This is a genomic window from Chitinophaga sp. RAB17, assembly GCF_052114225.1.
Classification (GTDB): domain Bacteria; phylum Bacteroidota; class Bacteroidia; order Chitinophagales; family Chitinophagaceae; genus Chitinophaga.
This window is the reverse complement of the sequence record NZ_JBFREI010000011.1, coordinates 40,054-55,457: the sequence shown is the minus strand read 5'-3', so window position 1 is coordinate 55,457 and position 15,404 is coordinate 40,054. Positions and strand designations below refer to the sequence as shown.

The following is a 15,404-nucleotide window of genomic DNA, read 5'->3' as shown; positions in this document are numbered from 1 at the left end:
AAACAATAAACTTTCTAACGTTATGAGAAAGAAACGTATCTCTTGTACCTACAAGGGTATAGCCCGTCGTGCGCTCTGTATCGTGGTGGCAGTATGTTTGCTGTCATGGGTACAGGTTACCGAAGGACTTAAAAATAAAGTCGAAATAGGGTTCTCTCAATCCAGTGTAATCAGCGCTTTGCGTTACCTGGAGAAAAATACCGCCCTGAAATTTTCTTACAACCGCGATGACCTTGAACGTACCGCAAAATTTACCATCGATAAAAAAGTACGTACCGTAGAGGCCTTACTAAAAGAAATCTGTAACGCTACAGGTCTCGAGTATAAAATAACGGAGGACATGATCCTGGTAAAGCCAGCCGCTCCACCCGCCACTTCTAAATCTGATCAGCAAAAGGAAGGAGACCTGCAGGGTATCATAAAAGCCGCTACCGGTGAACTGATGCCGGGTGTGAGCGTAAAGGTAAAAGGAGGAGGCAGAGGTACATTGACCGCCGAGAATGGAAAGTTTAATCTTACCGGCGTTCCCGAAAATGCAGTACTGGAAGTATCCTTTATAGGATATGAATCACTGGAGGTAAAGGCCACCGGTCACCAGGACCTGAACATTACCATGTACCCTTCTGTAAAAGTATTGGACCAGGTAGTAGTGGTAGGATATGGTACACAGCGGAAAGGTAACGTGACCAGCGCCATTTCTTCTGTAAAAGGAGATGTGATTGCGAATATGTCTACCAACAACCCGGTGGATGCATTACAGGGCAGGGTAGCGGGTTTAACGGTAACAAATGGCGGCGGACAACCCGGTGCTCAGGCGGATGTACGTATCCGTGGTCTTAGTACCATGGGTAGTCACAAGCCTTTATATATTATTGATGGATCTCCCGGCGATGCGACTTACCTGAGCAATAATGATATTGCTTCTATGGAAGTATTGAAAGATGGTGCTGCGGCCTCTATTTATGGTTCTTCCAGTGCCAATGGCGTTATCCTCATTACCACCAAGAAAGGTAAGAAAGGGGTGCCTGTCATTGATTTTAATGCTTACTATGGTGTGGTAAACCCTACCGGTAAATATGATATGCTGGATGCTGAAGGGTATAAAGCCGTTCACAAAATGATGTATACAAATGCAGGTCGTACATTACCTGCTTTTGTCACTAAAAATACCGGTGTGAATACCAACTGGCAGGATGAAATTATCCGTCCCGGCAGTGCCGAAAATTATAACCTGAACCTTCGCGGTGGTGGGGACTATATCACCTATGCCCTGAGCGGAGATATTACCAATGAAAAAGGTACTTATATAGGATCTGATTTTAAGAAGAAAACGATCCGCTCCCGCAATGAATACAAGAAAGGAATTTTAACGGTAGAAGCTAACCTTACCTATTCCGAAACGAAAGCTACTGTACCAAGATTCGCCGTGCGGGAAGCTTATTTCCAGTCACCTTTACTCCCGGTCCTGGACCCTAAAGAAAAATATGGGTATGGTTTGCAGGTAGATGGCTTGCCGAAGTATCAGAACCCCATGGGAGCAGATCATTATTTTCAGAATTCCACCAACACACAATATTTTAATGTGAATACCCGCTTCACGCTTGCGTTGTGGAAAGGGCTGAAGTTTGTGACGAATCTGAACCTGGTTAATGAAAATGATTTTGGCTTCACTTACCGGCCGGCAGTGCGTATCAATGCCAACGATGGCGCCGTGCCTTATGCTTATCTCTACAATGTGCGCACCAACGCCAGGCAACGGCTCATGGAAAACCTGCTGTATTATGATGTGACATCAGGTAAGCATTCACTGAACCTGCTGGCAGGTTACACTGCACAGGAACGCACCAGCGAATGGCTGGATGTTACGGCAGATGGTAAAACAACAGTACGCACTGTTCAGAATGGAGAACTGGTAGAAAAAACAGTTCCCGGTGGTTTCCTGGACCCTTCCTTCGTTACCATGGATGGCGCATTGGGCGGTACTTTTGGCGCCGGTGGCAGCAAAACAAAATATGTTCGTTTATCTACATTAGGTCGTATCAACTATGCATACGATAACCGCTATATGGTGCAGTTATCCATCAGAAGAGACGGCTCTTCCAAATTTGACCTGGCCAGGCATTATGGCGTCTTCCCTTCTGTAGCATTGGGATGGAATATGCAAAAAGAAAATTTCATGAACAGCATTACCTGGCTGGACATGCTGAAGTTACGTGCCAGTTATGGTGAGTTGGGTACAGAAGAAGCATTGCTTCCCTATGACCACCTAAACCTGATGGTAGTGGATAATACCTGGGCCGGTGGCTCGGTGCAGGGTAGTGGTAGTACACCATGGCCTGGTATCATTGGTCAGGATCTGTTGGGTCGTGAGCTGCACTGGGAAACCAGCCGTTCCGCCAACGTTGGTTTTGATTTCAGTTTGATTCATAATAGTCTCAGTGGTTCCTTCAACTACTTTAGTAATAACACTGATGGTTTACTGGTCACCAAAGAAGTACCGCCATCTTCCGGTGTAAACAATCCAACACTGAACGTAGGTAAAATCAGGAACCGTGGCTGGGAGCTGGAACTTACTTACAGCGGTGGCCGCAGAGAGGGTTTGCAGTACAGTCTTACCGGTACTTTCAGTAGTGTGAAAAACGAAGTAGCCTCATTGGCCAATGCCGGACAAACTTTATATGGCACCGGTCTTAAATTTGGCGCTGACCATTATGCCAACCAAACCCGTGTAGGACGTGAAGTAGGTGCTTTTTATCTGTATGAAGCAGATGGTATTTTCCAGTCGGATGCAGACGCCGCCAACTATAAAAGCAAAACCGGTGACCGCTTACAGCCTGCCGCTAAAGCAGGTGATATCCGCTTCCGGGATACGAATGGTGATGGTGTGATTGACGAAAATGATAAAACGTATCAGGGTTCCGGCTTCCCGAAATTTGAATATGGATTTAATATTACCCTGAATTATAAAAGAATAGATTTCTCTCTTTTTGTGCAGGGAGTAAATGGCAGCAAGGTGTATAATGGTAACCGGTTTGAACTGGAAGGAATGGATGCCGGCCGTAATTTCCTCACTACCACATTAAATGCCTGGACACCGCAAAATACCAATACAGACATGCCACGCGCCGTGTTGGGTGACCCCAACAGAAATGCCCGTGAATCTACCCGGTTCCTGGAAAGCGGGAACTACCTGCGTCTGAAGACTATCCAGCTCGGCTATACGTTGCCGGAAAGTTTATTGAGCCGCTTCAAGATCCAGAAGATCCGGTTTTATGCCAGCGGACAAAATCTGTTGACCATTACCAAGTACAGCGGACTGGATCCTGAAGTATCCAGGGTATCTGTATTGGATACAGGGTTGGATCGGATGCAATATCCACAGAACAAAAAAGTAATGCTGGGTGCGCAATTGTCTTTCTAAGCATAAAACTATTTAAAATGAAAAAATTACACTTATATATTCCGGTTGTACTTGCATTACTGGCCATCGCGCCGGGTTGCAGAAAAGACGTGTTGGATCAGCGTTCTCCTGACAAGCTGGAAACTGACTTGTACTGGACTTCCAAAGAAAGAGCGCTGTCAGGGTTGTCGGCTGCTTATTCGCAGGTAGAAGGATTTGTATATTGGGATAACTATGTAGAAGCACGCTCTGTGCGGAGCTTTTACCGCGAAGATTATGTAGAAGCAGGTGATGATGCTTATAATTATTCCTGGTGGATAGAGCATTACAATTTCAACTTCACTTCCGGTAACTACGCCATCGATTTGTTATGGCGGGAAAACTACCGTGGTATTTATTATACCAACCAGGTACTGGAAAATGTAACGGCGATGAAGCCGGAAATGATAGATGATGCGTCCCGCAACATGATCCTCGGAGAAGCACATTTTCTGCGTGCTTACTACCACTATAAGCTGCTTGTTGATTTTGAGAAAATCATTATCAGGGATAAGGTTCCTTTGAAGGAAGCAGACCTGCCTAAAGGATTATCTGAGCGAAAAGAAACCTGGGACTTTATCTGTAATGAGCTGAAGGCTGCAGAGAAAGTACTGCCGCTGAGAAGCGAGCGTCCGGATGCTGAATTGGGTCGTGTGACCAAAGGAACTGCACAGGCATTGTTGGGAAAGGTGTATTTGTATCGTGCGGGAGAAGATAAAGGTGCTGCCACCGCTTTGCTGACTGAATCAGGAGAGTGGCTGGGTAAAGTGACTAGTTCTAACCAGTATCACCTGGAGAGCAATTTTATGAGCATGTTCAACGGCGCCGCCAAGAACACCCAGGAATCCATTTTTGAATTACAGCAATCTTCTGATGTTAATAATGGTGCGGCCTATGGTTCTTACCTGGGTGATTGGGTAGCCGCTTCTCAAATGGGTGGTTACGGAGAGATTTATGGCACACCGCGGTTGCTGACAGAAATGCTGAAAGAAGGCAGAACCGCCAGCGATCAGTTGTATGATCACCGTGTATATGCCAGCATCGTTTTCAACGATCCTTACTTTAATGATGGCACTACGCCAAGGGCTTATGGCTATACGTACGATGATATCTTCGGGGCGGGCACCAGTGTGATCGCTTTCCGGAAATGGGTTCCTGCTTCGCTGGATCGCTTGGGTAATGATAATGCCATCAACGTGCCGCTGATCCGCCTGGCAGATGTGATGCTGATGCAGGCAGAAGTATTGAACGAGTTAGGTAAATCCGGCGCGATGGACCTCGTGAATGCCGTGCGGGACAGAGCGAAAATGCCTGCTTTAAACATCACCGGCAAAGCTGCCGTGTTCAACCAGATTGTGCATGAAAGAGTGATGGAGTTTACGATGGAAGGTTGCCGCTACTACGACTTGCGCAGATGGGGTTTGCTGGAGGCAAAGATGAAAGAAGCCGGCCGTTCGTTCTCGGCAGACAAAGCTTTTTATCCACTTCCGCTGAAAGAAACGGTTAATAATCCTATGGCTCAATAAGCGGATGTATGTACTATAAGTTACTGTTGTTACTGGCGCTGCTACCGGGCATCACTCCCGTTTACGCACAAACGAATGACTGGGAGAACCCGCAGAAGGTAGCAGAAAATGTATTGCCACCGCATGCCCATTTCATACCCTATATCAACACAGCAGCAGCTGTACGCCGGGATTCCGGGCGTGCAGCTGTGTTGCTGCTGGATGGCACCTGGCAGTTTCATATTGCCCGCAATCCCGCTGCACGCCCGGGGGATTTTTATAAGAAGAATTTTGATGTCTCCCAATGGAAAAAAATACGGGTACCGGAAAACTGGCAAACAGCAGGATATGACAGTTACATTTTTACAGATGTAGAATATCCTTTTCCACCGGATCCGCCAAGAGTGCCGGTAGACTTTAACCCGGTAGGTTCCTATCGCCGGGATTTTACCGTACCTGCCAACTGGAAAAACAAACAGGTGTGGATACACCTGGGCGGCGTGAATTCATTTTTCTATCTATGGATAAACGGACAATATGCAGGTCTTAGTAAAGACAGTAAAACGCCGTCTGAATTTGATATCTCCCCATACCTGCAAGCCGGTACCAACAGCATTGCCATCCAGGTATTCCGTTTTAACGACGGCTCCTACCTGGAAGGACAGGACATGTGGAAGCTGAGCGGCATAGAACGCAGCGTATACCTCGTGGCGAGGCCAAAGCTGTGCTTGTACGACTTCTTCGCAAAGCCATTACTGGTCAATCAATATAAAGACGGACAGTTTAACCTGGCCCTGACATTGAACAGACTGCCCCTGGCTAAAGAAGCAGGGCAGCGGATGCAGGTGCAGTTATTGGATCAGGGAAAGGCGCTGTTGACCAAAGAATGGACAATAGGAAAAGATAGTACCTGGGAGATGGAAGCCCTGTTGAAAGACGTGAAACCCTGGAACGCAGAGCATCCGGCGCTGTATACCCTGGTGATCACACACCTCGATCAGCAAGGTGCCGTCGTGGAAAGTATGGCGCAGCGGATAGGTTTCCGTACTGTTGAAATAAAAGGTGGTTTGTTTTTACTCAACGGAGTAGCCATTCGTTTCAAAGGTGTGAACCGCCATGAACATGATATGTATCGTGCCCGTGTAGTTTCAACTGAAGGCATGCGCCGGGACCTGGAGGTGATGAAACAATACAATATTAATGCGGTGCGCAACAGCCACTATCCTGATACGGAAGAATGGTATGACCTCTGCAATGAGTACGGTATTTACGTGATAGATGAGGCCAACATAGAGTGTGATGGTATGTCTTTTCATCCATGGCAAACACTCTCTGATAAACCGGAATGGAAGCAGGCCTACCTGCATCGCACCAAACGTATGGTGGAAAGAGATAAGAATTATTGCAGCATCGTTACCTGGTCGCTGGGAAATGAAAGTGGCTTTGGACAGAATTTTATCTCTACCTATAAATACATCAAAGCAAAAGACAATACAAGACCGGTACAGTATGAAGCTGCCGGCAGCAATGAGTGGACGGACATTATATGCCCGATGTACAAATCTGTTTACGCCTTGAAAAAATACCTGCAGGCGAAAGATAATCGCCCGGTTATTCAATGTGAGTATGCGCATATGATGGGTAACAGCGGCGGTAATTTGCAGGACGACTGGGAGATGATGTATCAGCATCCACGGCTACAGGGAGGCTTTATATGGGACTTCGCTGATCAGACCTTTTTAAAGAAAGATGCCAACGGCAGGCAGATATGGGCCTATGGCGGTGATATGGGTACCGTAGGCGCTACCAGCGACACCAGCTTTTGTGCAGACGGCATGCTGGCAGCAGATCGTACCCCGCATCCGCAGGCATTTGAAGTAAAGAAAGTTTATCAGAATGTACAGGTGAAACCCGAAGCAGGCAAATGGCGGGTCAGCAACCGCTTTGACTTTACTAACCTGCAGGCATATACGATTCGCTGGAAAATTAAAGGAGACGGGGCTATTATGGCAACAGGGGACTGTCCGCAGCTATCGCTGGATCCCGGTAAAGATACGCTGATGAGCATCGCCCTGCCTGATATCACACCCACTGCAGGAACGGTATACTACATTCATTTTGAAGTAGCAGATCAGAAGAATGCTATCGTAGCTACCGAGCAGTATAAGCTGCCTGCGTATCTGCCGATTGTGAAAAGCACCCTCGCAGGTCCGCCATTGGAAGTAAAAGCAGATGGCAGTATTGGCAATGCTTTATTCAGCGCCGGATTTAATAAAAGTACCGGCTGGCTGGAAACATATACGTCCAATAACAAGCCACTGATGCAAGGGCCTTTGCTGCCCCATTTCTGGCGTGCGGCTACCGACAATGATATTGGTAACAGCCTACAGGTGCGTTGCGGCATCTGGCAACATGCGCTGGAAGATGCAGTGCTAAAGCAGTTTGAAGTAACGTCCCTGGGTACTACGCGTACGCAGGTAAAAACTGTTCACTATCTCCCGAAAGTAAAAGTTACCTACGCCACCACCTATACCATTGCCGTGAATGGAGACATTACCGTAGCCGTACAGTTTACACCGGCCGATACCTCCCTGCCGGAAATTCCCCGCATGGGCATGCGCATGATATTGCCGGCAGCATACGACCAGGTTAGCTGGCTGGGTCGTGGACCTTTCGATAATTACCAGGACCGGAAATATGCCGCCGATGTAGATGTATACCATCTGCCGGCAGATGCCCTGTTCCATCCTTATCCACGTGCGCAGGAAAGTGGTCACCGCACAGATATCAGCTGGATGGCGCTGCAGGATAAAGACAAATCCGGATGGCTGTTTTTCTCGGACACTTTACTCAGTGCAGGGGTATTACATTTTAATATGGATAACCTGGATTTCGATCGTAAGCAAAATAAACATGGACATTCTATATTGAATGAAAACCTGATCTGGTGGAATATCGATTACCTGCAACAAGGCGTGGGCGGCGATAACAGCTGGGGTGCCAAAGCACATCCGGAATACCAGTTGCCCTGCCGTACTTATCAATACACTTTTACATTAAGACGATTAATGCCCGGCACTGAACCGGTACAACAAGCTAAACAAAGATTCAAATAATATGAGGAAATGGTGGTGGTTATTGTGTTGCAGCACCCTCGGGGTAAAAGCGCAGCAGGCAGACAGGCAGCAGTTTACAGACGTACTGGACATCAAACATTTTGTAACAGATACCTCCCGGGTAGGGGTTAGTTTTTTTTCAGATATGGGTGCATGGCATGCATATGCACTGCCTGCCAGAACAAAGGACTACGGCGCTTTCATTGGCCCGCTGCTCATGGATATGGATGGTCGCTGGCTCAGCAATACCATTGCTAAGCTCCATGTGTTTGAAGCAGGGAAAGAGCTGCTGCCGGAGAAAGGGACACACCATTATTATCCGGGACTAATAGAACAAAGCTATGAACTAACGGATATGGCTATCCGTTTGCAGCTGATTTTCAGCAGTGCCAATACGGCGATGATTCAGGCTACCATTACCAATCAGGCTAACCGGCACAGGGAATTATCATTAGAGTGGGAGGGAACCGCAGCGCTGCGCGGCCAGGTATGGCAACAACAGGATCAACAGTTGCAGATTAACGGCAACGGGCATACGTTTTATATGACGTATTTGTCGGCAGATAAATGGAAAATAAAATCAGGGGGTAGTAGCTATTCTGCCGTCAAATCCATCCGCCTGCCGGCAAAGGGGATCTGGCAGGAAACACAGTTACAGAGCTATCGGGAACAGTCAGGTACAAAAGACTTCGCCGCGGCTTTGCAACAAAACAGGCAACGCTGGAATAATTACCTGCAGGCATGTTTTACAAGTGATACCACACAGCGCCGCCTCATGGTGAAATGCATCATGACGCTGATCACCAACTGGCGCAGCGCTGCCGGCGATCTGAAACATGACGGCATTTTTCCTTCTGCCAGCTACCAGGGATTCTATGGCTTCTGGGCATGGGATAGCTGGAAACAGGCCGCTGCCGTATGCGTGTTTAATCCTGCGCTGGCAAAAGATAATATCCGCGCCATGTTTGATTATCAGCAGGCAGATGGGATGGTAGTTGATTGTATTTATACCAACAGCAAAGAAAATAATGCACGGGATACCAAACCACCGCTCGCTGCATGGGCAGTGTGGGAAGTGTTCCGGCAAACAAAGGATACTGCTTTTATCAAAGAGATGTATGCACCATTGGTACGATATCATCATTGGTGGTATGCCAATAGAGATCATGATGGGGACAGTCTTTGTGAATACGGCGCCACTGACGGTACCCGCATTGCCGCCGCCTGGGAAAGCGGCATGGACAATGCCGTGCGTTTTGATCATGCCCGGATGCAGCAGAATAACGCACATGCGTGGTCGCTAGATCAGTCGTCCGTAGACCTGAACGCGTACCTCTATGCAGAAAAATTGTATCTTGGCAAAATGGCTGTGTTGCTGCATTTGCAGGATCAGTGGACATTAGAGGCGACATCGTTAAAAGAAAAAATCAATCAGCAGTATTATGATGCTGAGACGGGGTTTTACTATGACCGTCATACTTCCCTGGTAAAAGTTGCCGGTGCGGAAGGCTGGATACCGCTGTGGGCAGGCATCGCCAATCCGCAGCAGGCAGCCTCGGTAGCGGCGGTGCTGAAACAGGAAAAGAAATTTAATACCACCGTTCCTTTGCCTGTGTTAAGTGCCGACCATCCCAACTTTGATCCTTTGAAAGGATACTGGCGCGGTCCCGTATGGCTGGACCAGTTTTATTTTGCGGTGGCAGGACTGAAGGCGTATGGATACGACCAGCTGGCAGATGAATTTTTAGGTAAGCTATGGCAGCATGCCACCGGTATGAATGATCAGTTGCCACTGTATGAAAACTATCATCCGTTGACCGGCAAAGGCTTGAATGCACCGAATTTCAGCTGGTCGGCAGCACATACTTTATTGTTATTGCGCGAGTAAATTAAATATCATGGATATAGCAGAAATGAAAGTCCTGGTGCAGGAGCACTACGGAATGGAGGTAAGTGTACAACCGTTGGACGGCTATGAAGAAAGCAACTACCTCCTGACAGATAGTACCGGTCGCCGCTACATTTGCAAGGTAGCAGGCATGGACAGTAACTGGTATCTGCTGGATGCCCAGGTGAAGATATTGCAACACCTGGCAGGTACGCCGGTTGTTGAAAGTTTTCAACAGGTGCAGTTAAACCGTAGTGGTGAAGCGATAACGGTTACACCTGCAGGCTACATGCGGATACTTACTTTCCTGGAAGGGAAGATATGGGCAGAAGAAATAACGCATACCCCATCGCTTTTAAATAGCCTGGGGCAATTTATGGGCCGAATGGATCGTGCATTGGAAGGATTTGCGCATCCGGCAGCCTATCGTATCTGCAGCTGGGACCTTCGTAATACAATGGCAGCAAAAGCGCATTTAAGTGCCATTAAAGACCATGAACGCCGCCGGATGGCAGCTTACTTCCTCCTGCAGTTTGAAACGGAAATAGTGCCGCAGCTGCCGCATTTGCGGATGGCCGTGATACATAATGATGCCAATGATTATAACGTATTGGTAAAGAACGAAGCTGTCACCGGCCTGATAGATTTTGGGGACATGGTATATACACAACTGGTGAATAACCTGGCTATTGCCTGTACCTATGCTATGCTGCATCAGCAGGACCCGCTGGCCGCCGCCGCAATGGTAGTGAAAGGCTACCACCAGGAATGGCCATTAACAGCGGAGGAAATTGCCTGCCTGTATTACCTGATCGCTGCGCGTTTATGCATCAGCGTTACCAATTCAGCCAAACATACGGCAGAAGGAAGCAGTAACCCTTTTCATTTTATCACGGAAAAGGCTGCCTGGGAATTATTATATCAGCTGATAAAGATAAACCCGATGGCGGCCACAGATGCTTTCCGTATAGCCGCCGGTCTTTCTCCTGAAATTATTCCCGAAGACAGGTATACCTCCCTGCTGGCGGAAAGAAAACAGCACATTGGGCGTAATCTCAGCATCAGCTATCAGCGACCGCTTAAGATATGGAAAGGTGCGCTGCAGTACCTGTATGATGATAAAGGCCGTACATATATCGACTGTGTAAATAATGTAAGCCATGTAGGCCACTGCCATCCCAGTGTAGTGCACGCCATTCAGCAACAGGCTGCCCGGCTTAATACCAATACCCGCTACCTGCACGATGACCTCGTAGCCTATGGCCGGGAGCTCACCGCTACCTTGCCGGAAACATTACAGGTTTGCTATTTTACCAACTCCGGTAGTGAAGCCAATGACCTGGCCATTCGTATGAGCCGTCATTTTACCAAACAAAAGGACGTGATCGTTCTGGACCACGCCTATCATGGCACCTCTACTGTAGCCATGGAGCTGAGTCCCTATAAGTTCGATGGCAAAGGAGGTTTCGGTAAGCCTGCCCATACCCATAAAGCCGTTAACCCGGATCTGTATAGGGGCCCTTACCGGTATGGACATGAAAATGCCGGCGCCGCCTATGCACAGGATATAGCCGACATCATTGAAAGATTATCCGGTGAAGGAAAAGGTGTTGCCGCCTTTATCTGCGAAACGCTGTTGGGCGTGGGCGGACAAATTCCGCTGCCTCCGGGATACCTGGAAAAAGTATATCAACATGTGCGGGCCGCCGGCGGTCTTTGTATCGCAGATGAAGTACAGGTGGGCTTTGGCCGTGTTGGTAATCAATTCTGGGGCTTCCAGCTGCAGGACGTGGTGCCGGACATCGTTGTATTGGGTAAACCTATCGGCAATGGTCATCCACTGGCAGCAGTTGTTACTACACAAGCCATTGCAGACGCCTTCAATAATGGCATGGAGTACTTCAACACCTTCGGTGGCAATCCAGTATCTATGGCCTGTGGCAGAGCAGTATTACAGGTGATACAGGAAGAAGGGATGCAGCAACATGCACTGGAAACAGGCGAACATTTTTTACAGGGATTACGGCTGTTGATGGATAAGCATACTATCATTGGTGATGTACGCGGGCATGGCTTATTTATTGGGGCGGAACTGGTACGCAACAGGGATACCCAGGAACCTGCTGTACCGGAAATAGATGTAATAGTAGAAAAGATGAAGGACCGCGGATTCCTGATCAGCACAGACGGACCATTACATAATGTATTAAAAATAAAACCACCCATGGTGTTTAATAAGGAGAATGCCGATGCTTTTTTATGGCACCTGGATAAGGTATTGGAAGAATTGTAACCAACCATCAGCATCATACACCTCTACGACAACGGGTATAGCGTCTGCTATGCCCGTTTTTCATGATGGGGGTAACAATTTATGCGGTTTGTTGATATACCTGTACATAACAACAAATCGCCCGATCATGAAAACAATTACTATTACCATCGCACTTATAATTTACAGTAGCATACACCTGCTGGCACAGGAAAACAAGCCAGGACAACCCATAAAAGGTGTTATCGTAAAGGGAGGAAAAAATCCCGGCGGGAATATTTCCTTATCAGCCAACGGAGGTACTTCTTCTTCCACCGGCGTATCCAATGGCTGGAGCCTTCATCCTAATATAGGTCTGGAATTGTTTTGGGGTGGATTTGGTATCGGTGCGGATGCAGGTATTTTTACCAGTAAAATGGACAACGACTTCCATCAATACCGTGAAGCGTTAAAAGGAATGGATGCTTTCAGCATTCATGACGGCAGCAATAAATGGACCAGCAGCTACGTGCTCGCCGGCCCGCAGTATACTTTTCGCAAGCGCGCACTGGCACTTACGTTCTCTCTGAAAGGAGGGATCACCCACCGTACTGCTCCGGAATTCGCGATCGTAGATAATATTTCTGGTACCAACGTATTGGCTTATCAGCCTCCAGCTGATGACGCCAATAATGTTTTTACGCTGAAGCCGGGAATAAGTCTTGCCTGCAATATCTCCGGTCGTTGGGCAGTGGTGGCTAATGTGCAGTACCTGCTGCAACCCGGACAGCAGGAAACCACCATCTCTTACAGAGATCTTAGTCACGTTGATTTTACCGGAAATGGCAAGGAGCTGAGTGCACAGCTTTCCAATCAGCCCTATATTACCAGCACTACCAGGGGGCCCGATAAATACATGAGTGCCGGAGTTGGTATTCGCTATACTTTCAGAACGGGCTACGTGAGCGGTGGCAGTGCCGCACAAAGGCATCGCTTAAGAGGTAAAGTCACCAAACCGGGTACACTTAACCTGGAGACTTCACCTGAGGGGAATAGTGCTACCAATACAGCTACGGCTACTGCAGAAGAAAAACGTACCTACACCGGCGGTCGTAAAAACGAAGAGCAGCCAGCGGCAAAAGGTATTTCAGAAAAAGGTGTTTCCCGTCCCTACAAAGAAGATGTTGAGTTTTTAAATTCCCTGTTCGTAAATAACGGCAACGAAAAAGTATTGGACCCCAAATTGTTTAAACTGGTCACAGCAGACAATGAATTAAAAGGAATGAAAGTTTCTTTCAAAAAGGATCATAAGGTATATAGGTATCTGGGAGATCAGCAGCGCATTGTAGAGATATTGCAATCTGCTAACCGGCCCGCAGGCTGTACTGATTGTACTACCAGGGAATGCAACGGAAAGGTATACGATTGTGCCTGTGTAAATGGCTTTTGTTATTGTATTATTTGTGTTGAAATTACTAAACTGAGCGAACTGGCAGAATAGAGGGGTGTTGTTAATGTCAAAGCCCGGCAGCTGATAATATCGGCTGACCGGGCTTTTGTATTTAAACGTGATTTACGTCAGTTACATTTTGAATGTCATGGAGTATCTGTCACGAAATATTTTCTAAAGCAGTACAGCATTTTGTTGTTGAATTTTGTCTTTCATAGGGCCAGGGGTTTAAGCAAGGGGTAATAAGAACAACCGCACATATCAGTTTATCTCCGCCAGTAGTTCTCTGATGCTGGCCAGGTGATGATCATCATGTTCTGCTACAAAATGTGCCAGATCAATTACCCGCATCGGCGTTTTCAGACGGGGATGCAACGCAGTCTTTACTAACTGTGCATCATCCAGGTTCGAAAGTTTGGCAACGAATTGTCTTCTGTGTTCCCTGAACCGCTTCAGTAATACCCTGATCTCAGTAGCATTATGATTGGCTTTATGAGTGGTTTGATTCGATAAATCGGCTACCCTTAACTCAGGCAGTCCTTTAATAAAATCATCCACCCGGCCAGACCAGAGGGGCTCCAGGTCAGAAAGATGGCCTATTTCTTCTTTAATGGACCATCGATCGGTTAACTTACGGGTGAGTAAAGCAGGGGCCAGTTTGCCGGCCAGTTCTTCGGCCCGGGCAGGGGTACCACTTAAACGTTCAATAATGGAAGGCATCAGCCCATTGTCTTTAATGGAGGGGAATACTCTTTCAAACCAGGCAGTTCTTTTCATTACACATAGAATTTTTAGGATGATGTAAGTTATCTGTTTTTTGATATATGTTTGCAGGAAGATTTAATAAACTGGCAAACATCCCGCTCTATGAAAGCAACGATCCTGTTATTATCTGCCTTCAGCGTCCTTTTATTTTCCTGTTCCAAAGATGACAAACCCGCTGCCAGCCCCAGGCTCATCTTTAAATATAAGTTTGATGCATCCCAGGAACGGTTGAATAATAAGGGTAAACCTGCTACTATTGCTGCCGGCAATGCAGCCCAGTCGCCCGTGATGAGAGGACTCAGTGCACATTACATTGAACTGACGCCCCTGCCGGTGACCATGCTGGGGAGGGGAACCGTGTTGTATAAAAATCAGGAAACAACTGCTGGTGGCTCCGCAGCCATTGATTTTAGTAAGGCCGTGATAGGAACAGATAACAGTGTATTTTTTGAAATGCCGCTGAAAGATGTGAAACCGGGAAAATACCAATACCTCCGGGTATCATTGAGCTATCAGTCTTACGATATTCAAATCAATATCGCCGCCCTTAAACGGGAAGTTACCGGTACGCTGGCTTCTTTCATTGGATATAAGAACTATATAGATCATTATAAGATCAAAGACAGCACCATTACCGTTAAAGGCAACAGACCACAGGGCTACTGGGGGCTCGAGGTGGCCGGAAAAGTGATCACCGGTCAGGCACCTGCCGGTGCTACCACCGTCCCAAACCCGCTGGCCGCCACTTCTCCGGTTCCAGCTGGTTCCTGTGTGGTGACAGGTACATTGGGCAATTCATTTGAAATTACCGGTAATGAAACAAATGATGTTGTGATAACGGTTTCCTTGTCGGTGAACCATAGTTTTGAATGGAAGGATAAAAATAAAAATGGTAAGTTCGATCCGATAGAAGGAGAAAAGGTAGTGGACATGGGTATCAGGGGGTTGAAAACGATCATTCAGAAATAAATCCTACTTGTTTTTTTATCA

8 protein-coding genes are annotated in these 15,404 nt (G+C 47.3%); 7 read left to right on the top strand and 1 reads right to left on the bottom strand.

Annotation, left to right across the window (positions count from 1 at the left end; genetic code table 11):
• Positions 1-22: 22 nt before the first annotated feature.
• The 6 genes from AB4Z08_RS28160 (at position 23) to AB4Z08_RS28135 (ending at position 13,700) form a co-directional block, all read left to right on the top strand.
• Entirely contained in the window at positions 23-3,421 is a 3,399-nt protein-coding gene (locus tag AB4Z08_RS28160) for a SusC/RagA family TonB-linked outer membrane protein (RefSeq protein WP_441577124.1), read from the top strand.
• 17 nt (positions 3,422-3,438) lie between these two features.
• Positions 3,439-4,965 (top strand): RagB/SusD family nutrient uptake outer membrane protein, encoded by a 1,527-nt coding sequence (locus AB4Z08_RS28155; protein WP_441577123.1) that lies wholly within the window; start codon positions 3,439-3,441, stop codon positions 4,963-4,965.
• Positions 4,966-4,973: 8 nt separating this feature from the next.
• Positions 4,974-8,060: a glycoside hydrolase family 2 TIM barrel-domain containing protein gene (locus AB4Z08_RS28150; RefSeq protein ID WP_441577122.1), complete on the top strand. Its 3,087-nt coding sequence runs from the start codon at positions 4,974-4,976 to the stop codon at positions 8,058-8,060.
• Position 8,061: 1 nt separating this feature from the next.
• Positions 8,062-9,948, top strand: coding sequence for an MGH1-like glycoside hydrolase domain-containing protein (locus AB4Z08_RS28145; RefSeq protein ID WP_441577121.1), 1,887 nt, complete (start codon positions 8,062-8,064; stop codon positions 9,946-9,948).
• Between the two features lie 10 nt (positions 9,949-9,958).
• Complete coding sequence (locus AB4Z08_RS28140; RefSeq protein ID WP_441577120.1) at positions 9,959-12,241, top strand: aminotransferase class III-fold pyridoxal phosphate-dependent enzyme; 2,283 nt, start codon at positions 9,959-9,961, stop codon at positions 12,239-12,241.
• Between the two features lie 127 nt (positions 12,242-12,368).
• On the top strand, positions 12,369-13,700 hold the full coding sequence (locus AB4Z08_RS28135) for a hypothetical protein (protein ID WP_441577119.1): 1,332 nt from the start codon (positions 12,369-12,371) through the stop codon (positions 13,698-13,700).
• Between the two features lie 210 nt (positions 13,701-13,910).
• On the opposite strand, the gene AB4Z08_RS28130 is transcribed toward AB4Z08_RS28135, so the two are convergent.
• A complete protein-coding gene (locus tag AB4Z08_RS28130) occupies positions 13,911-14,426 on the bottom strand; it encodes a DinB family protein (RefSeq protein WP_441577118.1) in 516 nt (171 codons plus the stop codon).
• Positions 14,427-14,516: 90 nt separating this feature from the next.
• Here AB4Z08_RS28130 and AB4Z08_RS28125 point away from each other — a divergent pair, with 90 nt between their 5' ends.
• Positions 14,517-15,383 (top strand): hypothetical protein, encoded by an 867-nt coding sequence (locus tag AB4Z08_RS28125; protein ID WP_441577117.1) that lies wholly within the window; start codon positions 14,517-14,519, stop codon positions 15,381-15,383.
• Positions 15,384-15,404 lie beyond the last annotated feature (21 nt).